The organism is Nocardia sp. NPDC055321 (assembly GCF_053645575.1).
This window is the reverse complement of the sequence record NZ_JBSHMS010000015.1, coordinates 47,814-70,914: the sequence shown is the minus strand read 5'-3', so window position 1 is coordinate 70,914 and position 23,101 is coordinate 47,814. Positions and strand designations below refer to the sequence as shown.

Below are 23,101 nucleotides of genomic sequence, written 5' to 3'. Positions count from 1 at the left end.
GCGCGCCCCGCGAGGTTCGCGCCCGCGGCCCCGAACCCGCCCTGCGACGTCCGTGGTGGCGGTTATGCTCGCGCGGTGGGTGGTGTGATCGGCGGGCCGGAACACTCGGGGCCCGAGCAGAATTCGAGAACCTCGGCGGCGTCCGCCGCCCCGAACGGGTCCGGGTCCGCTACCCGGACGGCTACCGCGCAGGAATTCGGCCCGCTCGCGCCGATGCCCTTCCTCCTCGACCCGGACGCGGTGTTCGTGGCCCGCGCGAGCACCCCCGAACTGCTGGCCGCGGCCGGGATCGCGTACTCCTCCGGACGGCTCGCCCGCTGGTCGACGGGCGCGGCGATCCTGACGGTGGTCTGCCTGTTCCTGGCATCGCTGTGGGGAACGATCGGGGCGGGCATCGGCGTGGCCGTGTGCGCGCTGCTGTGGCTGCGGATGCCCGGGCGCAAGCGCCGGCTCGCGCGGTCGGAAGCGTTCTGGCAGACCCTGTCCGGGGCGGGCACCGTCATGGCGACGCGGTTCGGGCCCGAGTCCTTCGACGTGCAGATCGGCGACGGCCATCACCGCCGGGTGCGGTACGCGGACATCACCCGGCTCCGCGTGGACGAGCGCACGGTGCTGTTCACCCAGGACGACCTGCTGCACGCCTATCCGCGAGAGTTGTTCCCGCAGGACGTGATCGACCTGCTGGCCGTGGTCGCCGACGGCGTGCCCGACCAGGCCACCCTGCCCCGCCCGCCGCTGCCGCCGATCCCGCCGCTCGAACGGCCGACCGCGACCTTCGTGGTCCGGCCCGGCACCGCGCTGCGCATCGCGGACAGGCTCGAGCGGCAGAAGTCCCAGGGCCTGCGGACCCTGCTGCTGGTGGTGGCGGTGCCGTATCTGCCACTGCTGTGGTATCTGCGCGGCTGGACCGCGCTCGGCATCGCGGCCGCCGTGCTCGTTCTGCTCGTGCCCGCACGAATACTGCACGCGCGCTACAGCGTTCGGCGGGTGACGGCCGAGCTGGAGCGGGATATGCCGCCCGGCACACGGATGGCGACCCGGTTCGGCCCCGACGCCTTCGACATCCACATCGGCCCGCGCCGCACCCGTTTCCGCTACGACTGGCTCACGAACGTGGCCGTGCTCGACGGTGTCGTGCGGATCGACAGCACCCTGTGGCAGAGCTACCCCCGCGAACTGTTCCCGCCCCGGGCGCTGGCCTACCTCGACGCGATGCGGCCGCGGCCCGAACGCACACGCCGCGAACGGAACTGATCGCCGCGCACCGCGCCGTCAGTTGCAGGCGGCGGTGCGCTGCAGGATGCGCAGCGAGCCGGTGACCGAGAGCTCGCGGAACTTCCCGCTGTCCATGGCGCGGCGATAGATGTTGTAGGGCGCCTGCCCGCCGTCGGCGGGGTCGGGGAAGACGTCGTGAATCGCCAGCAGGCCGCCGCCCGCCACCCAGTGCGCCCAGTTGTCGTAATCGCGCTGGGCCGCTTCCTCGGTGTGCCCACCGTCGATGAACAGCAGGCGCACCGGGGTGCGCCAGGTGCGCGCGACGGTGGCCGAGGAACCGATCACGCCGACGACGGTGTCGGTCAGCCCCGCGCCGACGATGGTGCGGCGGAAGGCCGTCACCGTGTCGAACACCCCGGTCTCCGGATCCACCAGCGTGGTGTCGTGATACTCCCAGCCCGGCTGGTGTTCCTCCGAACCGCCGTGGTGGTCGATCGTGTAGACGACCGCCCCGGTCTCGCGGGCGGCCGCGCCGAGATAGACGGCGGATTTGCCGCAGTACGTGCCGATCTCCACGATGACGCCGTCCCCGGCGTAGGTCCGCGCGGCCTCGTACAGGGCGAGCCCCTCGTGCGCCGGCATGAATCCGCGCGCCCGCTCGGCATAGTCGAGCAGTTCGCGGGTCGCGTCGGAAACTTCGGCCTGCGTCATTCGAAAACCTTTCTGCGGCAACGGGATCGATGCACAGCGCACGTCACCGCATTGCCCGGCGAGCTGACCGATAATAGCATCCGGACACGTGTCTGATTACCCTTCCGCCCGCTGGTCGGCGAACATGGAGGCCGTGAACACCGAACCTGTCAGCATGGAGGCGACCCGGCGCCGGCTCACCGAGAAGCAGGCGGACACCGTCGACCGCCTCACCCGGGCCGCGATGGACGTGCTCGCCCGCGAGGGTTTCGCCGGGCTGACCGTGCGCATGGTCGCCGCGGCCGCCGGTGTCGGCACCGCCACCGCCTACACCTACTTCTCCTCCAAGGAACACCTGGTGGCGGAGATGTTCTGGCGGCGCCTCGCGGCCACCCCCGCGCCGGAGGGCACGGACGAGGACAGCACCGCGCGCACCCTGGCGGTGCTGCGGCAGATCGCCCTGCTGGTCGCCGACGAACCCGCGCTGGCCGGCGCGGTCACGAGCGCGCTGCTGGGCACCGACCCGGACGTGGCGCACCTGCGCCTGCGGATCGGCAACGAGATCCGCAGGCGGCTCATCGACGCACTCGGCGGCACGCCGGACATGGAGATCGTCGAGACGCTGGAACTGCTCTACGCGGGCGCGCTGGTGCGCGCGGGCATGGGCTACGCCTCGTACACCGAGATCGCCGAACGGCTCGAACAGGCGGCCACTCGCATCCTGGCCGGCTGAATGTCAGAGCGCCGCTTCGATGGCGGCGATGACGCTCGGATCCTTGGGCTCGGTACGCGGGCGAATGCGCGCGAGCACCGCGCCGTCGCGCCCGATGAGGAACTTCTCGAAGTTCCACTGCACGTCACCGGCGGCGCCCTCGGCATCGGCGGTCTCGGTCAGCTCGGCGTACAGCGGGTGCCTGCCCTCGCCGTTGACCTCGGTCTTCTCCAGCAGCGGGAAGTCCACGCCGTAGGTGGTGGAGCAGAACTCGGCGATCTCGTCGGCGGTGCCGGGCTCCTGGCCGAGGAACTGGTTGCTGGGGACGCCGACGACGGTGAACCCGCGCCCGCCGTAGGCGTGCTGCAGTTCGACCAGGCCGGTGTACTGCGGGGTCAGGCCGCACTTGGAGGCCACGTTGACCAGCAGCACGACCTTGTCACCGGCCAACTCGGCCAGCGTGGTGGGCTTGTCGGACAGCGTGCGCAACGGAATTTCGCGAAGAGTGGTCACGACAACGAATAGTAGAACGAGTTCGGTGCCCCGGCCCGTCTCGGTCGTCGCGACGGGTGATCAGCCGTAGTGCACGCGCCAGTGTTTGATCCCGTTGATCCAGCCGGCCCGTAATCGTTCCGGCGGCGCGACCTCGCGCAATTCCGGCATGGCATCGGCGATGGCGTTGAACATGAGGTCGATCTCCAGTCGCGCCAGATTCGCGCCGACGCAGAAGTGCGCGCCGGTCCCGCCGAATCCGACGTGCGGATTGGGATCGCGCAGCACATCGAAGCGGAACGGATCGTCGAACACGGCCTCGTCGAAATTCGCGGAGCTGTAGAACAATCCGACCCGGTCCCCCGCGCGGATACGCTGCCCGCCGAGTTCGGTGTCGCACTGCGCGGTGCGCTGGAACGAGGTGACCGGGGTGGCCCAGCGCACGATCTCGTCCGGTGCCGTGCGCGGGCGCCGCTCGCGATACAGCTCCCACTGGCCGGGATTGTCGACGAACGCCTTCATGCCGTGCGTGATCGCGTTGCGGGTGGTTTCGTTGCCCGCCACCGACAGCAGGATCACGAAGAATCCGAATTCGTCCGAGCCCAGCGCCTCACCGTCGATATCGGCAGTGACCAGCTGGGTGACGATATCGTCCATGGGCCGGGCCCGGCGCTGTTCGGCCAGGTTGTAGGCGTACCCGAGCAGTTCGGCGTTGGCGGTCATGTTCGCGCCGGCGAATTCCGGATCGTCGTAGTTCAGCAGCTGATTCGACCAGGCGAAGAGTTTGTGCCGATCGTGCTGTGGCACCCCGAGCAATTCGGCGATGGCCTGCAGCGGCAGTTCCGAGGCCACCTGTTCCACGAAATCGCCGCCGCCGCTCGATTTCGCCTCGGCGACAATGGCTCCGGCGCGTTCGGTGAGCGCCCGGCGCAATCCTTCGACCGCGCGCGGGGTGAAACCCTGCGAGATGATGCGCCGAATCTTGGTGTGCTTGGGCGGATCCATGTTGACCAGCAACGCGTTCCGGGACAGCTCCAGCTGTTCGGGTAGCGAATCCGCGGGCATTCGAATGATCGCGCCCTTTTCGTGCGACGACCAGATGTCCGGTCGCCGCGATATCTCCTTGACGTCCTCGTGCCGGGTGATCGCCCAGTAACCGGAATCGTCGAAGGGGGCGGCCTGTTCGGGGGTCTGCGCGTTCCACCACACCGGCGCGGTACGCCGCAGCGCCGCGAACTCCTCGACGGGGCTGTGATCGGCCCAGAGTGCGGGATCGGTGAAATCGAAGCCGGCCGGTAGCGATGGAACAGACACTGTTCCTCCTCGGGCATCTTGCCGCAATGCGCACGAAATTGTAACGTGTTTCACATTGATTGAACCACGCGCACGTGACGTGGAACACGGTTTCGACGGGCGCGTCTTCTTCCGCCCGCGCCGCCCGGAAGCCAGCTACCTCCCAGCACTCCTAGAACCTGTTACCGGACAAACGTACTGGGATACTTCGCGCCCTGAAGTCGACCTTGTGGCTGGACATGATGTCCAGTCTGGGCACAGACTAGAACTTGTTCTACAGTGACCGCAGGCACACTCGAGGATGAGGTAACGAACAATGACCGCTTCTGCGCGCAACGCGGACGCCGCAAACGAAGCCGATTACGTGGTCGTGGGCGCGGGTAGCGCCGGCGCCGTGGTGGCCGGACGTCTCGCCGAGCGCGGCGCCAGCGTGATCCTGTTGGAGGCCGGCCGCAAGGACAACACCCGCATGGCGACCATGCCGGGCGCGATCAGCATGGTGCACACCGTCCCGCAGCTGAAGCACCGCGTGACCTGGACCCAGGTCTCCACCCCGCAGAAGTTCGCCAACAACCGCAAGGTCCCGATGACCCGCGGCAAGATCCTCGGCGGATCGAGCTCGGTCAACGGCATGCTCTACGTCCGCGGCAACCGGGCCAACTTCGATTCCTGGGCCGCCGAGGGCAACACCGGCTGGAGCTACGACGAGGTTCTGAAGTCGTACAAGAACCTGGAGAACTGGCAGGACGGCGCGAGCGAGATGCGCGGCGCGGGCGGCCCCATCCAGGTCACCCGGCAGCAGGAGCTGACCCCGATCGCCCAGGAATTCATGGTCGCGGCCTCCGAGACCCTCGGCGCGCCGATCATCGAGGACTACAACGGCGAGTCGCAGGAAGGCATCTCGATCTTCCAGCAGAGCGTGCGGAACGGTCTGCGGTACAGCTCTTCCCGCGCCTTCATCACCGAACGCCCGGACTCGGGCCTGAAGGTGATCACGCACGCGCACGTCACCCGCGTCGTCATCGAGAACGGCCGCGCCACCGGCGTCGAGATCGCCGAGAAGAACGGCAGCCGCCGCATCGTGCGCGCCGCCAAGGAGGTCATCGTCTCCGGCGGCGTCATCGGCTCGCCGCAGATCCTCATGCTCTCGGGCATCGGGCCGGCCGCGCACCTGCGTGAGCACGGCATCGACGTGATCGCCGATCTGCCCGTCGGGCAGAACCTGCACGACCACCTGTTCGTGCCGATGACCTACGTGTCGAAGAAGGCGCTGCACCGCGGCATTCCGACCCACTTCGCCAGCGGCATCCTGCAGGAACTGCGCAGCCCGGGCAGCTCCTGGATGGGACGCACCGTGTTCGAGGCGTGCGGCTTCGTCAAGACGAAGTTCGCCGAGGGCGACTACCCGGACATGCAGATCCACACCCTGCCGTGGAGCTACCCGACGCCCAACCAGGACGAGGACAAGCTGCACCTGGTCGATCGCCGGCCCGCCTTCACCATCTTCCCGAGCCTCATCTACCCCAAGAGCCGCGGCGAGATGAAGCTGAACTCCAGCGATCCGTTCGCCGCCCCGTACATCGACCCGGGCTACCTGAGCGACCCGCGCGACACCGAGTTCCTCATCGAGGGCATCCGCATGATCCGCGAGATCATGGATCACTCCGCCATCAAGAGCAGCTGGACCGAGGAGCTCGCCCCCGGCGACTCGCTGCGCGACGAGAACGCGCTGCGCGCCGAACTGCCCAACCGGGTCCACTCGATCTACCACCCGGTCGGCACCTGCCGCATGGGCGTGGACGAGCGCGCGGTCGTCGACCCGACGCTCAAGGTGCACGGCATCGAGGGCCTGCGGGTCGCGGACGCCTCGATCATGCCGAGCATCACCGGCGGCAACACCAACGCCCCGAGCTACATGATCGGCGAGAAGTGCGCCGAGTTCATCGAGGTGTAGGTCCGGGCGCCGCCGTGCGGCGCTGAAACCGCGGCGTCGTGGTGCCGTTTCTTCCCTTGCCACTACGACACCGCTCCGCCGCGCCCTCGCGCCCGGATTCCGGGTGCGGGGGCGCTGCCCCTCCGGAGGAACGATGGCTGCCCTGCCCATCGACGTGTGGCTCAACGCCCCACTCGCCGAATCCGCCGCACGCGCACGGCGATTGCGCGAACTCGGGGTGGACGGCGTCTTCACCTTCGAGGGCGCGCACGACGTCTTCGCCCCGCTCACCCTGGCCGCGGCCGCCGAGCCGGGGCTGAACGTCATGACCAACGTGGCCATGGCGTTCCCGCGCAGCCCGGTGCACCTGGCGCACGCCGCGTGGGATCTGCACGAGCTGTCCCGGGGCGGATTCCGGCTCGGGCTCGGCAGTCAGATCCGCACCCATATCGAACGGCGCTACGGCAGCGTGTGGTCCGAACCGGTGGAGCGCATGCGCGATACCGTCGCCGCCGTACAGGCGATCCTGCACGCGTGGCAGAGCGGGGAGCGACTGCGCCACGAGGGCAAATTCTGGCGGCACACCCTGATGCCGCCGCAGTTCGATCCCGGCCCCAACCCGTACGGACCGCCGCCGGTACTGGTCGGCGCGCTCGGCCCGCGCATGACCGAGATGGCCGCACAGGTCGCCGACGGTTTGCTGGTCATGCCGTTCAACACCGAGCGGCACTTCCACGAGCGCACCCTGCCCGCGGTAGCCCGCGGCCGCGCGGGCGCGGACCGGCCGTTCCAGATCATCGCCGAGGCCATCTGCGCCATGGGCGATTCCGCGGCCGAGATCGACGCCGCGCGCCGGGCCGTGCGAAACCTGCTGGCGTTCTACGGTTCCACCCCCGCCTACCGCCCGGTCCTCGAGGTGCAGGGCTGGGCGGACCTGCAGCCCGAACTCAACGCGCTCTCCAAACAGGGCCGCTGGCAGGAGATGTCGGCGCTGATCGACGACGACATGGTCGACGCCCTCACCATCAGCGGCACCCCCGCCGAGTGCGCCGCGACGATCCGCACCCGCTACGGCGACCACATCGCGCGCGTCTGCTGTTACTTCCCGGGCTATCCGGTCCGGGACGAGACCATCGCCGAACTGGCCGCGCTGCTGCACCGGGAGTGAGCCGCGGGGGCTCGCAAACAAATGCCCCGGACCCGCAGACTGCGCGGGCCCGGGGCGCTCTCTCGTTCCGTGCCAGTGGATTTCGTACGACATCACGGTGCTACCTCGTCACACCACCCCTCACCCGATCACTATCGGATGGGGCAGTTCGTAGAGGCTGCGCCGGCCGGTCATATCGGTGACGACCAGCCGCGGCAGATGCGGCCCCCGCTCCCGATAGACGTGTGCGACCGTCGGCGCGGTGGTGATCACCCGATCACCGTCCCCGAAATGCCATTCGTACCGGCGTATCGCGCCGCCCGCGAGCGCGGCGTCGAAGTCGATGGTGGCCCCGATCGGGCCGGTGTCCCGGGTGGCGGCGAAGCCCTCGCCGCCCGGCCCGCCGCCGCCGAACCAGTCGCGCACGCGGGGGTTGAGCAGGAACGCGTCGGCGTACTGCTGCGCGCCCCGCACATCCCGCCGCGCGCTCGCCTCGGTGCGGCACTGCGGCGGGAGTTCGCTCCACTGCGGGCAGGCCAGCAGGCGCAGCGAGACGGCTTCGTCGCCGAGCGGATTCATCCACGGCGCACCGCCGTGCAGATCGGTGTCGGCGGTGGAGAGTCCATCCGCGGCGACGGCGAAGGTCCGGCCCGCCTCGGCGTTGGCCCGGGCCGCGGCCTGGCGGAAGACCTCCGCCGAGGACCGCACGAATTCGGACCACCGCCGGTGCAGGCCGTCGGGCCCGTCCTCGGTGTCGTGTCCGTGAAAGTAGTTGCCCACCATGACCTTCGGGCTGCCGGGCAGGCGATGCGCGGCGGTGATGGCGGCGGCCATGCCGCGCCCGCCGTAACCGTCCTTGGCGCCGCTGAAGTAGGGCACGTGCGCGGCGGGGTTCTCGGGTTCGGCGCCTTCGCCCCCGCATTCGCGGCGCACGGCCGCGTCCAGATCCTGGGTGCCGGGGGTGACGCCGACCGGAATGCCGAAGAGCGGATCGAGATCGTTGATGCAGCCGGTCAGCAGTACCAGATCGACGCTGTAGTCGTGCGTTCTCGCGTCGTCCGCGGCCTGGGTCAGCTGGCAGAACACGTCCGGCATGAGATCGCCGCCGGCGGGCGGGCAGGCGCTGTCGTCGTTGCCCGCGGGCAGGTCGGGGGCGTCGAGCACCGCGCCCGGAACCGAGAAGTCGTGGACCCGCGCCCCGCGCCCGGTTCTACTGCCCAGGGTCTCGGCGGTGAGGTGGGCGAACTTGCGGTCCCCGCCCAGGCCCTGTCCCCAGGTGACCGCGTCGCCGATGGACACCACGTGCAGCGGACTGCATTCGCGGCTCACCCGCAGGTTCCACGGTTTGCCGTAGTCGCCGATCCGGCCGCCGGGAATCCGGGCGCGGGCGTCGATGCGGAGCAGGCCGTCGGCGGGCAGTTCCTCGGGGCGGATGTCGAACCCGACGGTCACCACCTCGCTGCCGGCCGGGGTGATCCCGCTGCGCAGGGGTTGTTCACCGGCCAGGATGCGCCATTCCAGCTCGGCGGCGGTGAGTACGCCCGGCGGATAGAACACCGCGGCGGTGCCGCGCACCGGGCCGTCGCACGGTCGTTCCGCCGCCGTGGTCACGTCGATGACGAGCGGATGGTCGGTGCCGGTGTCGGCGCGGGCCACCGGCCCGCCCAGCACCACCGCACCGGCGAGCCCGGGCAGCATCGCCGCCCGGCACCAGCGGGATCGCCACAGCTTCACACGCGCCTCCTGGAGATCTGCAACTCAACAGCAGACATAGTGAACCGAGGCCGCGCGACACACGAAAGGCTCGCCGAGCTGGCCGAATTTAGTCACTTTTACCGGCGTTTCTGCTAGACAAATGGGATGAATGCGAGAAACCTCACGCTCGCGACATTGGCCTTCGCCCTGACCTTCTGGGCATGGAACCTCATCGGGCCGCTATCCGGTAGTTACACAGACGATCTCGGGCTTTCGCCCGGGCAGACGTCGATGCTCGTCGCCACGCCGGTGCTCGTCGGGTCGCTGGGCCGCATTCCCGTCGGCGTGTTGGCCGACAAGTTCGGCGGACGCCTCATGTTCGCCGTGATCTGCTTCGTCTCGATCATTCCGACCCTGCTCGTCGGCTGGTCGAATTCCTATGGCGCACTGATCTTCTGGGGCTTCTTCCTGGGCATCGCGGGCACCTCGTTCGCGATCGGCGTGCCCTTCGTCAGCGCCTGGTACGAGCCCGCGCGGCGCGGCTTCGCCACCGGCGTGTTCGGCGCGGGCATGGGCGGCACCGCGCTCTCGGCACTGCTCACCCCGCGCCTGGTCGATCACCTCGGGCGGGCGCAGACCCACATCATCATGGCGATCGCGCTCGCCGTGATGGGCGTGGTCATGCTGCTGTTCAGCCGCGATTCCCCGGACTGGTCCCCGGCCACCGAACCCGCCCTGCCGCGCATCCGGCACGCGCTGAGCCTGAAGGCGACCTGGCAGGGCTCGTTCCTGTACGCGGTGGCCTTCGGCGGCTTCGTCGCGTTCTCGACCTATCTGCCGACGGTGCTGCGCAACGTCTACGACTTCGCGCAGTCCGACGCGGGCCTGCGCACCGCGGGCTTCTCCATCGCGGGTGTGCTGGCCCGCCCCATCGGCGGCACGCTGTCCGACCGGGTCGGCCCGGACCGGGTGCTGGCGGTGTCGTTCGCGGGCACCGCGATCATGGCCGTGGTGCTGGGATTCGAACCGGCGCCGGAGATTCCGGCCGGGGTGAGCCTCGTGCTGATGGCCTTCTTCCTCGGCCTGGGCACCGGCGGCGTCTTCGCGCTCATCGCCAAGCTGGTCGATCCCGCCAAGGTCGGTTCGGTCACCGGCGTGGTCGGCGCGGCCGGTGGCCTGGGCGGCTACTTCCCGCCCCTGGTCATGGGCCTGGTCTACAGCTCGCGGTCGGACTACACGCTGGGCTACTGGTTGCTCGCTCTCACCGCGCTGGGCGCGTTCGCCTACACCCTGAAGCTGGGCCGCGAGATCCGCACCTGACCGCGCGGGCGCACCCGGCACGTCCACTGTCCCGGCCCGGGCGGCTCTCGCCGCCCGGGCCGAAACACGCACCGCTCCAAGCGATCCCGCCGGGGACGTGATCACACACAAGAACCGCCCCACCACGCGGAGGAACTCCGCAAGATCTTGTTAAGGCCGTGCCAAGCACCAACCGACATCGTTGTCGTCAACACCGGAACCCACCGGAAAAAACCCGGAACCGAAGGAAGACACGACGATGATCGCGAAGCTCGCCGCCGGAATCGCCCTCACCGCCGCGACCGCCGCACTCACGCTCGGCGCGACCGGCACGGCCGTCGCCGCCGATTTCGGCACCCCGGGTCAGACCGTGGTCGCCGCGGCGACCTGCAAGCACAAGAACAGCGAGATCGAGATCACGATGGACGCGCCCAAGGTCTACGCGCAGCCCGGCTACCTGCCCGGCGAGCACCAGACCATTCGGTACCGCACCGTGGTGATCGACGAGGCCCAGGGCACCGTCGCCGCGGTCACCGAGTACTCGACCGGCAAGGCCACCGCCACCGACGCTGCGAAGCTGGATGACGCCAAGGTCAAGGTCCTGCGCAACGACCCGAACCAGTACCACGTCTACCAGCAGATCGAATGGCTCTCCGCCGATCAGGAGAACCCGCTGGCCGAGCTGAACGTCGAGGCGACCAGCTACGCGATCAAGGACGGGCGCACCCTGCTCGCCACGCTCGCGGTCTGCAAATAGGAGCCACCACCGGGGTGGGAGATGCTGCACCCGGCCCGTCCACGAGGGGTGCCGGGCCGGGTTCAGCGAATCGCGTCCCCCGCACGAGAGAGATGTCCTGCCGCGAAGGGGGCGGCAGGCCGCGAAGAACCCGTCCGACCTGGCCACGAGGGGTGTCAGGCCGGGCGGGTTCTTTGTCATGCCGAGCTAACGATCGGCGATCTTGTTCTGCCATTCCTGGCCGATTCCGCCCGCGGCGGCGCATCATGGAGGTAAGTGCGCCAAGGAGATTGGAGGAGACGATGGAGAGCGTGGTCGTCTTCGTGCTCGCCTGCCTGATCTACTGGTTCGGCCTCATACCCTGACCCCGCGCGGCCGCGCCGGCCGCCACCGATGTTCCCGTCCCGGCCGCCAGGCCGGGACGGTCCCGTACCCGGATCCCGGTTCGCTCGAAACAGACTCCAGCGGCCAAGTTTTCGGGAATCCCGACCGTTACGCGCGAGTAGGCGCGAGCCTCTATACGCTCTTGCGCGGAATACAAGGTGAACCACGGGGGAAACGATGATTCGCATCGGTTTATGGCTCATAGTCCTGGGTTTCGGCTCGGTGTTGCTCCAGGTGCTCGATATGCAATTTGTTATTTTGACCTGGGCAGATGATGTCCAGCCCGTCGCCGGGCTCGCAATCGGAACGCTCGGTCTGATCATCGCCCTGGTCGGCGCGGCGCTACCCAGTTCCAATCGCAACGCTTGACCGCGGCAGCACGCACTCCGCCCCCGGCACCTGAGGCCGGGGGCGGAGTTTTTTCACGCGTGGGTCAGCGCGCGGGCTCGAGCTGCTCGGTCTCGGCCGGAAGCTGCTCGGGGGCAGCGGCTTTCGCACCCCGCATGAGTACGAACGCGAGGACGCAGGCGACCAGCACACAGGCCGCGCCGACGCCGAAGGTGGCGGACATGGCGGTGGTGAACGCGTCACGCGCGGCGTCGACCAGCCCGCCGTCCCCGCTCGCGACGGCCGGTGCGACGCTCTCCCGCGCCGCCTCGGGAGCGGAGTCGGGCATCGATTCGGTGTAGGTGTGCGCGAGCACCGCGCCCAGGATGGCCACCCCGAGCGCGCCGCCCGTCTGCTGAATGGTGTCGTTCAGCGCGGAGCCGACGCCGGCCTGCTCCGGCGGCACCGCGCCCATCAGCGCCCCGATGGCCGCGGGCATGGCCAGGCCCGCGCCCGCCCCGACCAGGGCCATGGCCACCGCGGGCAGCCAGAACCCGGAGTCGGCGGTCAGCGCGCACAGCAGTCCGGTGCCCGCCGCCAGGACCAGCAGGCCCGCGATGGTGACGGCCCGCACGCCCAGCTTGGTCACCATCCCCGCGCCGATGCCGTTGAAGACCAAGGCGCTCAACGCCATCGGGGTGAAAGCCAGGGCGGTCTTCATGGGTGAGTAGCCGAGCACGAACTGCAGGTACTGCGTGAGCACCAGCAGCAGACCGGCATTGGCGAAGGTGACCAGCACCAGGGAGAAGCTGGATCCGGTGAAGACGCGGTTGCGGAACAGGTGCATCGGCACCATCGGGTGTTCGGCCTTCAGCTCACGGATCACGAACGCGGTCGAACCGGCTGCGGCCAAGAGGATTCCGGGCCAGATCCCGCCGATACCCCGGTGCGGCAGTTCGATGATGCTCCACACGAACGCGGTGGTGCCGAGGATGGACAGCGCCATGCCGGACAGATCCGGCTTCGTCCACGGCCCCTTGGACTCCGGCATCAGCGCGAGCGCGGCGACGATGGCGACGATCGCGATCGGCACATTGAGCAGGAAGACCGAGCCCCACCAGAAGTGCTGCAGCAGTATGCCTCCCATGACGGGACCGCCCACCATGCCGATCATGGCGACCGCGCTCCAGGCCGCGATCGCCTTCGGCCGCTCCTGCTCGTCGAACACGGTGATGAGGATGGACAGCGTGCTCGGCATGATGAGCGCGCCGCCGATGCCCATGACGACGCGGCCCGCGACCAGCAGTTCGGGCGAGCTCGCGTAGGCCGCGAGCAGCGAGGCCGCACCGAAGAGCACCAGCCCCAGCACCATGACCAGGCGGCGGCCGAACCGGTCGGACAGGCTGCCCGAGGTCAGCAGCAGGCCGGCGAAGACCAGGATGTACGAGTCGATGATCCACTGGATGTCCTGGGCGCCGGCGCCCAGGTCGGTGGAGATCTGCGGGATGGCGACGGTGAGGACCATGTTGTCGATCACCAGCACCAGCGAGCTCAGGCAGAGCACGATCAGGATGAGCCAGCGCTTCGGATTGCGCTGGGCCGCTGACACTTCCGTGGTCGCGGCGATTTGATTGGCAGTCACGTCGATCCCCTTACGAAGCCTATCGCCGAACACTGTTCGGCGTTAGCGAACACTGTACGATGTACGTACAGTGTTCGCAAATAGGAACGGTGTTCGGCCCCGCGAACAGCGTTCCGGCGGTCGTTATGCTGGCCGCAGTCGACGAAGGAGACAGCCGTGGCCGAGAAGGACCAGCGCTTCGAATCGGTGTGGACCCGGGCCGAACCCCGGGGCCGCCGCCGGGAGCAACCCGCGCTCAGCCGCGAGCAGATCATCACCGCCGCACTGGAACTGCTGGACACCGAGGGCGTCGACGCGCTGAGCATGCGCAAGCTCGGGACGAAGCTGGGCGCCGGGGCCACCTCGCTCTACACGCACGTGGCCAACAAGGAAGAGATCATGGAGTTGGTCACCGACGCGGCCTTCGGCGAGGTGCCCTCCCCCGCCGCCGGCCCGTGGCGCACCGGCCTGCTGACCCTCGCCAAGGACCTGCACGCCACCTTCATGCGGCACACCTGGCTGGCCACCGTGATCGGCGACGTCGGCATGCTCTACCTCGCACCGAGCATGCTGCGCCTCAACAACGACGCCCTCGCCCTGCTCGAAGAATCCGGCTTCTCCGACGCCGACGCGGACATCACGCTCACCGTGCTCTGGGCGTACTGCCTCGGCCTGGCCATCACCGACGCGGCCTCGCAGCAGACGATTCGCCGCAGCGGTCTGACCGACGAGGAATGGTTCCGCCGCATATCCCCCGCCGCGGTCGCCGCCACCGGACCGTATCCGGTGCTGCACAAGCGCTACGTGGCGTTTACCGACCAGGCCGCGGAACCCACCCTGGACGTGAGCCGGATCCGCGTGGACGCGTTCGAGACGCAACTCGATCGGATGCTGGACGGGCTCGATCCGGAACTGCGCCGACGCGACTGACGGGCGCCCCGATCATCCCGAAATCGCCTCAGCGCGTTGACCATTCCTTGCGGTTGTAATCCAGGATGACCGGGTGCAGCAGGGTCGAGATCTCCTCCCCCGACGCCCGGCGATCGGGCGGGAACACCGACGCGGCGGCCAGCGTGGCCGCGTCGAGCGACCGGGTGCGGGCGTGCGGGGCGAGATCGAGCCGGGCCGGGGCCGCGGTCGCGAGCACGAAACCCCAGTCCCCGAAGCTCGGCACGTTCACGTGGTACGGCAGGGTCGAGAGTCCGGCGGCGCGAATCGTCGACTCGATGCACCAGAACGAATGCGGGGCGTAGAACGGCGATCCGGACTGCACGACCGCGGTGCCGCCGGGCGCCAGCGACCGGGCGAGCAGCCCGTAGAACTCCCGTGAGTACAGCTTGGCGATGGAGGTCTGATCCGGATCGGGGAAGTCCACGATCACCGCGTCGAAGCGGCAGTCGCACTCGCGCAGCCAGCCGAAGGCGTCGTCGTTCACCACGGTGACGCGCGGATCGTCGAAGGCGTGCCGGTTCAGTTCCGCCAGGGTCTCGAACGAGCGCGCCAATTCGACCATGGCGGCGTCCAATTCGACCAGCGTCACCGACTCGACGTCCGGATAGGTGAGGATCTCGCGCAGTGCCAGCCCGTCCCCGCCGCCCAGCACCAGCACGTTGCGGCGGGACTGCGCCAGCGCGGGATGCACCAGCGCCTCGTGATAGCGGTACTCGTCCACCGAGGCGAACTGCAGGTCGCCGTTGAGGAACAGGCGGGTGTCGCGGGTCCGGAACGGCGAGGCCGCCTCGGTGACGACGATGCGCTGATACGGCGTCTGCTCGCTGCGCACGATGGGGCTCGCGAACAGCGCCTGCTCGGCGGTGGCCTCGAACCGATCGGCGTAGACGTAGCTCACGCCCAGCGCCAGGGCCACCGCCAGCGAGGCCGCCCCGAGCCCGGCGCGCACCAGCGGGCGCAGGTCGCGCGGAAAGACCGTGAACACCAGGATGATTCCGGCCACCGCGTTCACCGCGCCGACCACCAGCGCACCCCGCAACTGGCCGAAGACCGGCAGCAGGAAGAACGGGAAGGCCAGGCCGCCCAGCAGCGCGCCGATGTAGTCGGCCGCGAACAGATCGGCCACCGCCGACCCCGCGGCCTGGCTACGGATCCGCTGCAGCAGCACCATGAGCAGCGGAATCTCCGCGCCCACCAGCATTCCGATGACGAGGGCGACGCCGATCAGCGCGCCGGTGTAGATCTTCAGCCAGGCGAAGGCCGCGTACAGCACGAGCACCGAGAAGCCGCCGATCAGCGCGAGCAGCAGCTCGATCGCGGCGAAAGCCGGTGCGGCCCAGCGCTGCAGCGGCTTCGCCGCCAGCGCGCCGATCCCCATGGCGAAGATCATCACGCTGAGCACGATGGAGGCCTGCACGGCGGTGTCGCCGATGAGGAAACTGCCCAGGGTCACCAGGGCGAGTTCGTAGACCAATCCACAGGAGGCGCAGACGAATACGGTGAGCAGCAGTCCCAGACGCGCCGCTCGCCGCCGCAGCGCCATCTACGACAGGCCGGCGGCGACGACCAGTGCGACCGCGATATGCGTTGCCGCCGAAACCCATACGGCGGGGTTGAGGCCCTCGCCCTCGACCAGCAGCTCACCCAGTTTGCCGGGGGTCAGCAGATCGAGCAGGACGAAGGCGATCGCCATCACGAACAGGCCGATGAGCCCGTACACCAGGCTGGCGGTCAGGCCGCGGCCGATGCTGCCCTCGGAGGTCCAGATCGCCATGGCCACGATGATTCCCATGGCCAGGACGTTGGACGCCGCGAGCAGCGCGCAGTTCGGATTGCGATCGATCCAGATCTGTTTGCGCAGGTTCCCGGGCGTGATCACGTCGACCAGGACGAATCCCAGCACCATCAGCACGATGCCGACGGCGCTGTAGGCCAGAGCCGCACCGCCGTCGCGGGCCAGATCGGCGAGCATGTGTTTCTCCTCGAAATCGCTTGTGCTACTTGCCCGAGTTGTTGCCGCCGTTGCCCGTGGTGGCATTGGCCGGCCAGCCGGAACCGGCGAGTTGTTCGCGATAGCGCTTGTAGCCGTTGTCGTAACTGTCGACGTCGATCTTGGCGCCGTTGCCGTCCGGGCCGATGACCACGAGCCATTCGGGATAGCGCAGGAAGGTCAGCGTGCCGCTGCGGTACTGCGCGGTCTCGTCGGTCTTGCGCGTCACGTCCCGCACCACGCGATCGGGCGGCTGGGAGGTGGTGTAGACCTGCCCGCCCAGCTTGTCGTCCAGCTGTGCGGCGCGCTGGTAGTGCTTCTGGATGTAGGGGCGCGGGTCATCGACATTGAGCGTGTGCACCATGCCCGCGATGGCGGAACCGCCGGCGAGCACGGCGACGAGCAGCCCGGCCAGCGCCAGTCCTATCCCCCGGGCGCTGCCCTTGCGCGACGCGCGGATCAGCAGCCACAGCACGACGCCGAAAGCCAGGACCGCCAGCACGAGCAAGGCGATCCAGAGAAACAAAGCCACGAGATTTCACTCCCTCCCGGCCGCGAATAGTACTGGACGGGACGCGAAACCACAGCGGCTGCGAGCCCGCACCGAAACGGGTGCGGGCTCGCGGTGAGTCTTATCGGGAGGAAACCGGGCGTCAGGGAGCGCAGTTCGGGCAGAGCCCCCAGAACACGACTTCGGCCTCGTCGACGACGAATCCGTGGGCCGCACCGGGTTCCAGGCACGGGGCCGCGCCGACGGCGCAGTCGACGTCCACGACCGTGTCGCAACTCCGGCACACCAGGTGGTGGTGATTGTCGCCGGTGCGCGCCTCGTACAGCGCGGGCGAACCCGCGGGTTCGATCCGGCGCAGCAGCCCGGCGCCGACGCAGGCCCGCAGCACGTCGTACACGGCCTGCGTGGACACCGAGCCCAGCTGTTCGCGCACCCGCACCGCGACCCGGTCGGCGTCCGAGTGCGGGGCCCGGGCCACCGCGTCCAGCACCGCGACGCGCGGTGCGGTCACCCGCAGACCCGCGGCCCGCAACCGTTCCCGTGCGTCATATCCGGTGTGCATGACAACCAGCCTGCCCCCTTTTCTGGAATTAGTCAAAAAGACATTCGCGCAGGCGACGGGCCCACGAACTCGACCACGGTACGGGCGGACTCGAACCACGGCGTCGCACCGGGGCGGATCGCGGCCATGGCGCGCTCGATGTCGGGCATCGCGGCCGCCCAGTCGAAATCAACCGCCGCGCTGGGGGTTCGGGTCGTTCCTATCGCGCGGGCATGGTCGGCCAGGTCTGCGGGACCGTGGGCGGATACAACTGGGTCGGGTACGGCTTGGTGTAGGTGCGGGTCGGGTAGTGCGGAGTCGGCCGATCGGACGACGAATCGGAATCCCCCAGCCCGAGTTCCAGGGCGATGCCGGCGATGAAGGTGACCGCGCCGAACGCGATCTTCGCCAGCACGCGGCCATCGGAATCGGAATCCTCGGACTGCCGGGCATCCCGCGCGCGTTCGGCCGCGGCCACCCGCCGCGCGATCTCCTGCTCCTGCAGATCAGCGCGCACCGCGGCGCGCAGTTCGTACAGCGTGGCATCGGCGGGATCCAGGCGCACCGCCTTGTCCAGCGCGACCAGCGCGTCGGCGGGCGAGGCCACCAGCAGCGTCAGCGCGCGCATACGCAGATTCTCGACATCGCCGGGCGCCAGTTCGACCGCCCGGCGCGCGGCCACGATCGACTCGATTCGATGCTCGCGCACCCGCGCGACCTTGCCGCGGCTCGCGCTCGCCAATTCCCGGTGCGCCGACGCGCGTACCCGCCACGCCGTGGCATTGTCCGGCTGCTCGTCCAGCACCGCCGAAATCCGTTCGAGCGCCGTCTCGTACTCGTGCCGCTCCAGCGCCGCGAGAGCCGCGCGCAGCATGTCCTGCGCGACAGCGCCGTCCTTCGAGCCGTACATCCCCCACCACACTTCTGTCTGTTCGGCCCGAATGCTAAACCGTGACGCCGACAACAGTTGTGGTGCGGTGTGGCGGGCGCTATCCGAATGGCCGTGCGGCTTCGCACGTTAGCGGGCGCGCACCCGCGGCGCGACCGGATTCCGCACGTCGCCCACATCACACGCGCCGCGGTGGAATAGATCCGGCCGGGCCCCGGTTGATGAGTTCTGTCGGCGTCGGAAACAGCCCCGGGCCGCACCCATCAGTCGCTACGAGCGACCACTCGCCGAGAGGCGCTTGTTGGGCGTCGACTTCTCTTCGCGGCATTCGTGCCGCGAGCGGACGCCGCCAGTCACCCCCGTCTGGCGGCGTTTTGCTGTTCCGGGCCCGCCGTCACGGCCCGGCGCAATTCGCCACGCGGACGGACTGATTCAACGGCTCGCGGCACCCGCCGCGAGTTAGCCTGAAAAATATGGTGCGCGAGCGCAGGGGGCTGGCCGGCGCGGTAGCGGTGGCGATGACGGCGAGCAGCGTGTTCTTCGGCAGTGGTGCGGCGGGGGCCGCCCCGGCCTCATCGCGGTGCGCGCAACCGATAGGGCGGGAATTCGAACGCGGGACTCCCGAAGAAGCCGGATTCGACCCGACACTGCTCGCGGATGCCCTCACTTTCGCGGCCGGTCGTAATCGCGCCAATGTGCAGATCTTTCGGCACAATTGCCTGATCGGTGAAGGCCCTTTCAACGAACTGACCGGATCCGTCCCCTGGAATGTCTGGAGCGTCACCAAAAGCGTCGTTTCGCTCCTGGCCGGAATCGCCTGGGATCGCGGACAACTCGATCTGGACGCCGCTATCGGCGAATATCTGCCGCCCGGACTCGGCGATGCCGCGCACCGCGCCATTACGGTGCGCAATCTGCTCACCGAAACATCCGGATTGCGAGTCGGTGTCGTCACCGAGGGGATTACCGGGGTCGTTCCCATCGATCCCTTCAGTGCCGTGCAGGCGCTCGCGGTGCCCTTCGCGGATCCGCCCGGCACGGTGTTCACCTACAGCCAGCGCAATGTGGACCTGCTCGCGTACGTTCTCGAACTCGCGGTCGGCAGCCCGCTCCAGGAGTTCGCGCAGCGGGAACTGTTCGGCCCCATCGGCATCGAGCGCGGCGACTACTACTGGGCCCGGGATCGATCCGGGCACACCTACGGTTACGCGCACCTGTTCCTGCCGCCGCTGGACCTGGCGCGACTGGGATTGCTGGTCGCCACCGGCGGGCGCTGGCACGACCGGCAGGTGATCTCCGCCGAGTATCTGCGCCGCGCCACCGCGCCCTCGGACACCGACCCCTGTTACGGCTTCCTGTTCTGGACCGGCCCCGGATGCGCCGAGAATCCCGAATTCCTGCCCGCGGACGCCTACTCCATGTCCGGCTTCGGCCTGCAGCACGTGTACTTCCTGCCCGGCCTCGATCTCACCGTGGTGTGGACCGGCCTGTTCGGCGTGCACACCACGCAGGTGCCGGGCGGTCTGCTGAAGCACGGCGTGGAGGTGCCGCACGAGTTCTTCCGCAGGCTCTTCGCCGCCATGACCGACAGCCCGGTCCCCGCGCCGGGCCCGTTCGTGGAACCTCCGGCGCAGTTGAACGCGGGCGACTACATCGACACCGATATCGCGCTGGCCGTGTTCGGCCTCGGTCCCGCCGCCTATCCCGGCTGTACCGTGCTGTCCTGCTTGGACATTCCGCTCGCGCCGCCGTTCAGCGACGCGCCGCCGGGCTGCCTGCTGCTGGCATGCCTCGGCTCGGATCCGCGCACACCCGGAATCCGCTGACCCCACGCCCCCGGTCCCCGAACCGAGGGGTGCCGACTAGGGTGTCACGGCCGCGCGGCCCGCGAGATCACGCAGTTCATCGGCCGGACGCCGGCCCGCGAACTGTAGTAGGTCGCGCACCACCTCCCGGGCACGATGATCGTTGTGCACGTACTCCGGGGTCAGCCGCTCGGCGTTGAGCAGGGACTCCAGAGCCTCCGATGCCTGCCGCCGTTGCGCGTGCGCGCGTGCGACATCCACCAGGAAACGCGCCTGCCGCTCCGGTGAGAGCACGGACGCGTCGACGGTGCGCGCGGTATCGAGCGCCTCGCCCGCGTCACCGAGCTCGACCGCCACCGCGACCGCGTACACGGCCACACTGGTCGGACCGAATTCGGTGTCGAAATCGTTGCGCCCCTCACCGAGTCGCGCCGCGGCGGCACGCGCCGCGGCCAATCCCGTGCGGGCCGCCGTTCTGTTCCCGTCCGTCGCCGCGATCACCGCCAGCATCAGCTGGAGAGAACCGTAGAGCGACAACACCTCCGGACGAACGAGATCGTCGCCGGCCTGACCGACCTGTGGCGCCAACGCGGCCACCGAGACCCGAGCCGCCTGCTCGGCCTGCTCGAGTCGCTGCAACCGCAGGAAAGCCTGTGCCATGCGGTACGTTCCGGCCACCACGCTGAGCGCGTCACCGGATTCCTCGGCCGCGGTCAGCGCCCGATCCGCGGCAACCCAGGCCGCATCCACTTCTTCCTGTCTGGTGAACGCGGTCGCGGCCACCTGGTAGGCGCGTGACAGCAGTGTCAGCACCTCCGGCCGCTTCGCGGAATCGCTCCGCGCCGCGTGTTCGAGATCCGGGATGAGCTCCAGCAGGCTGCTGCCGACTTCCACGAGCCGAGACTCGTGCGCCAGCCGCCAAACCAGATCCACCCGCTCCCGCAGCCCCGGCAACTCGTCGGCCGACTCGCGATCGACCGGTCTCACTTCCGAGTCGCCAAGGATTTGCTCCAATGCCGGATGTCCGGTGAGCAACAGTCGCAGCTGTTCGAAAACGGCGGACCCCGCTCGACGCCCATCACCGCGATCGGCGGCCAGGGGTTCGGCCGCCTCCGGTCTGAGATCTCGCACCGCCACGCCGAGTACATCGGCCAAACGCTGTAGTACCGACAGTCTCTCGACCGGCAGCACGTCACGCTCGACCTGTGACACCCAGCTTTCCGAGCGCCTGATCGCGGCGCCCAACTCTTTCTGCGATAGTCCCCGCCGCCGGCGCAACTCCGCTACCCGTGCCCCTAGGGTACTTTCGGCCACCGGGTCAAACTCCTTCTGCCTGATCGGCTTTCCCGGCCGTCACCGCCCGCGTGTTTCGCCGATGTCTACCATGCCCTTCTCCTTCCCGATGGGAACTTCTCCTTCCCCTATGAGATCTGCCGACAAGGATTCCAGACAGGGCGAGCTTACGGCGCACAGTATGGAACATGTATTTTTCTTATTGCACCGCAATTTTTCTGTGTTTATCGTTTACCGAGGACACGTCGCACCAAATCCGACACAAGAGGTGGCTGTTGACCGCGGCACCGCAAACGCGTGAAGTCCATGTGCGCCTGCGCTTTCCGGGCGGCATGGTCTTGGACTACCGCGCCGAACACACAATTGCCGAACGACTCGCGGCACATCTGCGCCCCCATCGCATTGAAGTCACCATAGAGACGTCGGCCCCGAACCGACTTCCCCCACTCCCCTGCGCCGAACTCTGGACCGACTGAAATGAGAAAACGGGCCGTTTGATCCTTGGTGGATCGAACGGCCCGTTCTCGGACTCACGTGGAATCTCAGCGATTCGCCAGCAGGACCTCGGCGATCTGAATGGTGTTCAGCGCGGCGCCCTTACGCAGGTTGTCGCCGGAGATGAACAGCGCCAGACCGCGGCCGTCCGGCACGCCCGGATCCTGGCGGATGCGGCCGACGAGCGAGTCGTCGGCGCCGGCGGCGGCCAACGGGGTGGGGACGTCCACCAGCTTGACGCCGGGGGCGCCCGCGAGCAGCTTCTTGGCGGTCTCCACCGAAATCGGCTCGGCGAACTCGGCATTGATCGACAGCGAGTGCCCGGTGAAGACCGGCACGCGCACGCAGGTGCCGCTGACCAGCAGGTCCGGCAGGTTCAGGATCTTGCGCGACTCGTTGCGCAGCTTCTGATCCTCGTCGGTCTCCTCCGAGCCGTCGTCCACCAGCGCGCCCGCGAGCGGGATCACGTCGAAGGCGATGGGCGCGACGTACTTGTTCGGGGCCGGGAACTCCACGGCCGAACCGTCGTGCACCAGCTGCTCGGCGTTGTCGATGACCGCGCGCACCTGGGTGGCGAGTTCCTCGACGCCGGCCAGGCCGCTACCGGACACCGCCTGGTAGCTGGAGACGATGAGCCGACGCAGGCCCGCTTCGTCGTGCAGCACCTTGAGCACCGGCATGGCCGCCATGGTGGTGCAGTTCGGGTTGGCGATGATGCCCTTCTTGAGGTTCCGCGTCGCCTCGGGATTGACCTCGGAGACGACCAGCGGGACCTCGGGGTCCTTGCGCCAGGCCGACGAGTTGTCGATGACCGTGACGCCGGCGGCCGCGAAGCGCGGCGCCTGCACCCGGGACATGGTCGCGCCCGCGGAGAACAGCGCGATGTCCAGGCCGGTCGGGTCGGCGGTCTCGGTGTCCTCGACCACGATGTCCTGACCGCGGAACGGCAGGATCTTGCCCGCCGACCGCGCGGAGGCGAAGAACCGGATCTCGTCGACCGGGAAGTTGCGCTCCTCCAGCAGCTTTCGCATGACGGCGCCGACCTGACCGGTCGCGCCGACGACTCCTACCCGCAGTCCCAT

At 68.8% G+C, this 23,101-nt stretch carries 21 protein-coding genes; 9 read left to right on the top strand and 12 right to left on the bottom strand.

The genetic code is table 11. The features are described from left to right. The first annotated feature begins 75 nt into the window (after positions 1-75). Positions 76-1,254: a hypothetical protein gene (locus ACWIGI_RS23885; protein WP_454204664.1), complete on the top strand. Its 1,179-nt coding sequence runs from the start codon at positions 76-78 to the stop codon at positions 1,252-1,254. 18 nt (positions 1,255-1,272) lie between these two features. Here the strand turns inward: ACWIGI_RS23885 and ACWIGI_RS23880 are convergent, their stop codons facing one another. Then, complete coding sequence (locus tag ACWIGI_RS23880) at positions 1,273-1,926, bottom strand: class I SAM-dependent methyltransferase (RefSeq protein WP_454204663.1); 654 nt, start codon at positions 1,924-1,926, stop codon at positions 1,273-1,275. A 124-nt stretch (positions 1,927-2,050) separates the two neighbouring features. On the opposite strand from ACWIGI_RS23880, the gene ACWIGI_RS23875 reads away from it, so the two are divergent. Further along, on the top strand, positions 2,051-2,638 hold the full coding sequence (locus ACWIGI_RS23875) for a TetR/AcrR family transcriptional regulator (RefSeq protein WP_454204823.1): 588 nt from the start codon (positions 2,051-2,053) through the stop codon (positions 2,636-2,638). Positions 2,639-2,641: 3 nt separating this feature from the next. Here the strand turns inward: ACWIGI_RS23875 and ACWIGI_RS23870 are convergent, their stop codons facing one another. Together ACWIGI_RS23870 and ACWIGI_RS23865 are read right to left on the bottom strand one after the other, a co-directional pair. Continuing rightward, positions 2,642-3,106: a glutathione peroxidase gene (locus ACWIGI_RS23870; RefSeq protein ID WP_454204822.1), complete on the bottom strand. Its 465-nt coding sequence runs from the start codon at positions 3,104-3,106 to the stop codon at positions 2,642-2,644. 84 nt (positions 3,107-3,190) lie between these two features. Beyond that, the gene (locus ACWIGI_RS23865) at positions 3,191-4,423 is read right to left on the bottom strand and encodes a cytochrome P450 (protein ID WP_454204662.1); all 1,233 of its coding nucleotides are present in this window, start codon (positions 4,421-4,423) and stop codon (positions 3,191-3,193) included. 295 nt (positions 4,424-4,718) lie between these two features. Here ACWIGI_RS23865 and ACWIGI_RS23860 point away from each other — a divergent pair, with 295 nt between their 5' ends. Both ACWIGI_RS23860 and ACWIGI_RS23855 read left to right on the top strand, forming a co-directional pair. Then, on the top strand, positions 4,719-6,356 hold the full coding sequence (locus tag ACWIGI_RS23860) for a GMC family oxidoreductase (protein WP_454204661.1): 1,638 nt from the start codon (positions 4,719-4,721) through the stop codon (positions 6,354-6,356). Between the two features lie 142 nt (positions 6,357-6,498). Next, on the top strand, positions 6,499-7,503 hold the full coding sequence (locus ACWIGI_RS23855) for a TIGR03617 family F420-dependent LLM class oxidoreductase (RefSeq protein WP_454204821.1): 1,005 nt from the start codon (positions 6,499-6,501) through the stop codon (positions 7,501-7,503). A gap of 120 nt (positions 7,504-7,623) precedes the next feature. Here ACWIGI_RS23855 and ACWIGI_RS23850 read toward each other — a convergent pair whose 3' ends face one another. After that, positions 7,624-9,216: a PKD domain-containing protein gene (locus tag ACWIGI_RS23850; RefSeq protein ID WP_454204660.1), complete on the bottom strand. Its 1,593-nt coding sequence runs from the start codon at positions 9,214-9,216 to the stop codon at positions 7,624-7,626. Positions 9,217-9,342: 126 nt separating this feature from the next. On the opposite strand from ACWIGI_RS23850, the gene ACWIGI_RS23845 reads away from it, so the two are divergent. The 3 genes from ACWIGI_RS23845 to ACWIGI_RS23835 all read left to right on the top strand — a co-directional run bounded on the left by ACWIGI_RS23845 (position 9,343) and on the right by ACWIGI_RS23835 (position 11,965). After that, positions 9,343-10,497: an MFS transporter gene (locus tag ACWIGI_RS23845; protein WP_454204659.1), complete on the top strand. Its 1,155-nt coding sequence runs from the start codon at positions 9,343-9,345 to the stop codon at positions 10,495-10,497. A gap of 238 nt (positions 10,498-10,735) precedes the next feature. Then, positions 10,736-11,233, top strand: coding sequence for a hypothetical protein (locus ACWIGI_RS23840; RefSeq protein WP_454204658.1), 498 nt, complete (start codon positions 10,736-10,738; stop codon positions 11,231-11,233). Positions 11,234-11,773: 540 nt separating this feature from the next. After that, on the top strand, positions 11,774-11,965 hold the full coding sequence (locus ACWIGI_RS23835) for a hypothetical protein (protein WP_454204657.1): 192 nt from the start codon (positions 11,774-11,776) through the stop codon (positions 11,963-11,965). A gap of 64 nt (positions 11,966-12,029) precedes the next feature. Here the strand turns inward: ACWIGI_RS23835 and ACWIGI_RS23830 are convergent, their stop codons facing one another. After that, positions 12,030-13,565, bottom strand: a complete 1,536-nt coding sequence (locus tag ACWIGI_RS23830; RefSeq protein ID WP_454204656.1) for an MFS transporter — start codon at positions 13,563-13,565, stop codon at positions 12,030-12,032. A gap of 156 nt (positions 13,566-13,721) precedes the next feature. Here ACWIGI_RS23830 and ACWIGI_RS23825 point away from each other — a divergent pair, with 156 nt between their 5' ends. Beyond that, complete coding sequence (locus ACWIGI_RS23825; protein WP_454204655.1) at positions 13,722-14,474, top strand: TetR/AcrR family transcriptional regulator; 753 nt, start codon at positions 13,722-13,724, stop codon at positions 14,472-14,474. A gap of 28 nt (positions 14,475-14,502) precedes the next feature. On the opposite strand, the gene ACWIGI_RS23820 is transcribed toward ACWIGI_RS23825, so the two are convergent. The 5 genes from ACWIGI_RS23820 to ACWIGI_RS23800 all read right to left on the bottom strand — a co-directional run bounded on the left by ACWIGI_RS23820 (position 14,503) and on the right by ACWIGI_RS23800 (position 18,447). Then, complete coding sequence (locus ACWIGI_RS23820) at positions 14,503-16,038, bottom strand: polyamine aminopropyltransferase (protein WP_454204654.1); 1,536 nt, start codon at positions 16,036-16,038, stop codon at positions 14,503-14,505. Then, on the bottom strand, positions 16,039-16,467 hold the full coding sequence (locus tag ACWIGI_RS23815) for a DUF350 domain-containing protein (RefSeq protein ID WP_454204653.1): 429 nt from the start codon (positions 16,465-16,467) through the stop codon (positions 16,039-16,041). It lies immediately after the preceding gene. A gap of 25 nt (positions 16,468-16,492) precedes the next feature. After that, positions 16,493-17,017 carry a DUF4247 domain-containing protein gene (locus tag ACWIGI_RS23810; RefSeq protein WP_454204652.1) on the bottom strand — a complete coding sequence of 175 codons (525 nt, stop codon included), beginning with the start codon at positions 17,015-17,017 and terminating at the stop codon, positions 16,493-16,495. 121 nt (positions 17,018-17,138) lie between these two features. Continuing rightward, a complete protein-coding gene (locus ACWIGI_RS23805) occupies positions 17,139-17,558 on the bottom strand; it encodes a Fur family transcriptional regulator (protein ID WP_454204651.1) in 420 nt (139 codons plus the stop codon). Between the two features lie 199 nt (positions 17,559-17,757). Further along, positions 17,758-18,447 carry a tetratricopeptide repeat protein gene (locus ACWIGI_RS23800; protein ID WP_454204650.1) on the bottom strand — a complete coding sequence of 230 codons (690 nt, stop codon included), beginning with the start codon at positions 18,445-18,447 and terminating at the stop codon, positions 17,758-17,760. Positions 18,448-18,899: 452 nt separating this feature from the next. On the opposite strand from ACWIGI_RS23800, the gene ACWIGI_RS23795 reads away from it, so the two are divergent. Then, complete coding sequence (locus tag ACWIGI_RS23795; RefSeq protein ID WP_454204649.1) at positions 18,900-20,252, top strand: serine hydrolase domain-containing protein; 1,353 nt, start codon at positions 18,900-18,902, stop codon at positions 20,250-20,252. 36 nt (positions 20,253-20,288) lie between these two features. On the opposite strand, the gene ACWIGI_RS23790 is transcribed toward ACWIGI_RS23795, so the two are convergent. Both ACWIGI_RS23790 and ACWIGI_RS23785 read right to left on the bottom strand, forming a co-directional pair. Then, entirely contained in the window at positions 20,289-21,545 is a 1,257-nt protein-coding gene (locus ACWIGI_RS23790; RefSeq protein WP_454204648.1) for a helix-turn-helix domain-containing protein, read from the bottom strand. Between the two features lie 521 nt (positions 21,546-22,066). Then, positions 22,067-23,101, bottom strand: coding sequence for an aspartate-semialdehyde dehydrogenase (locus tag ACWIGI_RS23785; protein ID WP_454204647.1), 1,035 nt, complete (start codon positions 23,099-23,101; stop codon positions 22,067-22,069).

Excerpts from the sequence above, each read along its gene's own strand:
- ACWIGI_RS23880 (WP_454204663.1), bottom strand. The coding sequence starts at position 1,926 with ATGACGCAGGCCGAAGTTTCCGACGCGACCCGCGAACTGCTCGACTAT.
- ACWIGI_RS23875 (WP_454204823.1), top strand. The coding sequence starts at position 2,051 with ATGGAGGCCGTGAACACCGAACCTGTCAGCATGGAGGCGACCCGGCGC.
- ACWIGI_RS23860 (WP_454204661.1), top strand. The coding sequence starts at position 4,719 with ATGACCGCTTCTGCGCGCAACGCGGACGCCGCAAACGAAGCCGATTAC.
- ACWIGI_RS23845 (WP_454204659.1), top strand. The coding sequence starts at position 9,343 with ATGAATGCGAGAAACCTCACGCTCGCGACATTGGCCTTCGCCCTGACC.
- ACWIGI_RS23840 (WP_454204658.1), top strand. The coding sequence starts at position 10,736 with ATGATCGCGAAGCTCGCCGCCGGAATCGCCCTCACCGCCGCGACCGCC.
- ACWIGI_RS23835 (WP_454204657.1), top strand. The coding sequence starts at position 11,774 with ATGATTCGCATCGGTTTATGGCTCATAGTCCTGGGTTTCGGCTCGGTG.
- ACWIGI_RS23820 (WP_454204654.1), bottom strand. The coding sequence starts at position 16,038 with ATGGCGCTGCGGCGGCGAGCGGCGCGTCTGGGACTGCTGCTCACCGTA.
- ACWIGI_RS23815 (WP_454204653.1), bottom strand. The coding sequence starts at position 16,467 with ATGCTCGCCGATCTGGCCCGCGACGGCGGTGCGGCTCTGGCCTACAGC.
- ACWIGI_RS23805 (WP_454204651.1), bottom strand. The coding sequence starts at position 17,558 with ATGCACACCGGATATGACGCACGGGAACGGTTGCGGGCCGCGGGTCTG.
- ACWIGI_RS23800 (WP_454204650.1), bottom strand. The coding sequence starts at position 18,447 with ATGTACGGCTCGAAGGACGGCGCTGTCGCGCAGGACATGCTGCGCGCG.
- ACWIGI_RS23795 (WP_454204649.1), top strand. The coding sequence starts at position 18,900 with ATGGTGCGCGAGCGCAGGGGGCTGGCCGGCGCGGTAGCGGTGGCGATG.
- ACWIGI_RS23785 (WP_454204647.1), bottom strand. The coding sequence starts at position 23,101 with ATGGGACTGCGGGTAGGAGTCGTCGGCGCGACCGGTCAGGTCGGCGCC.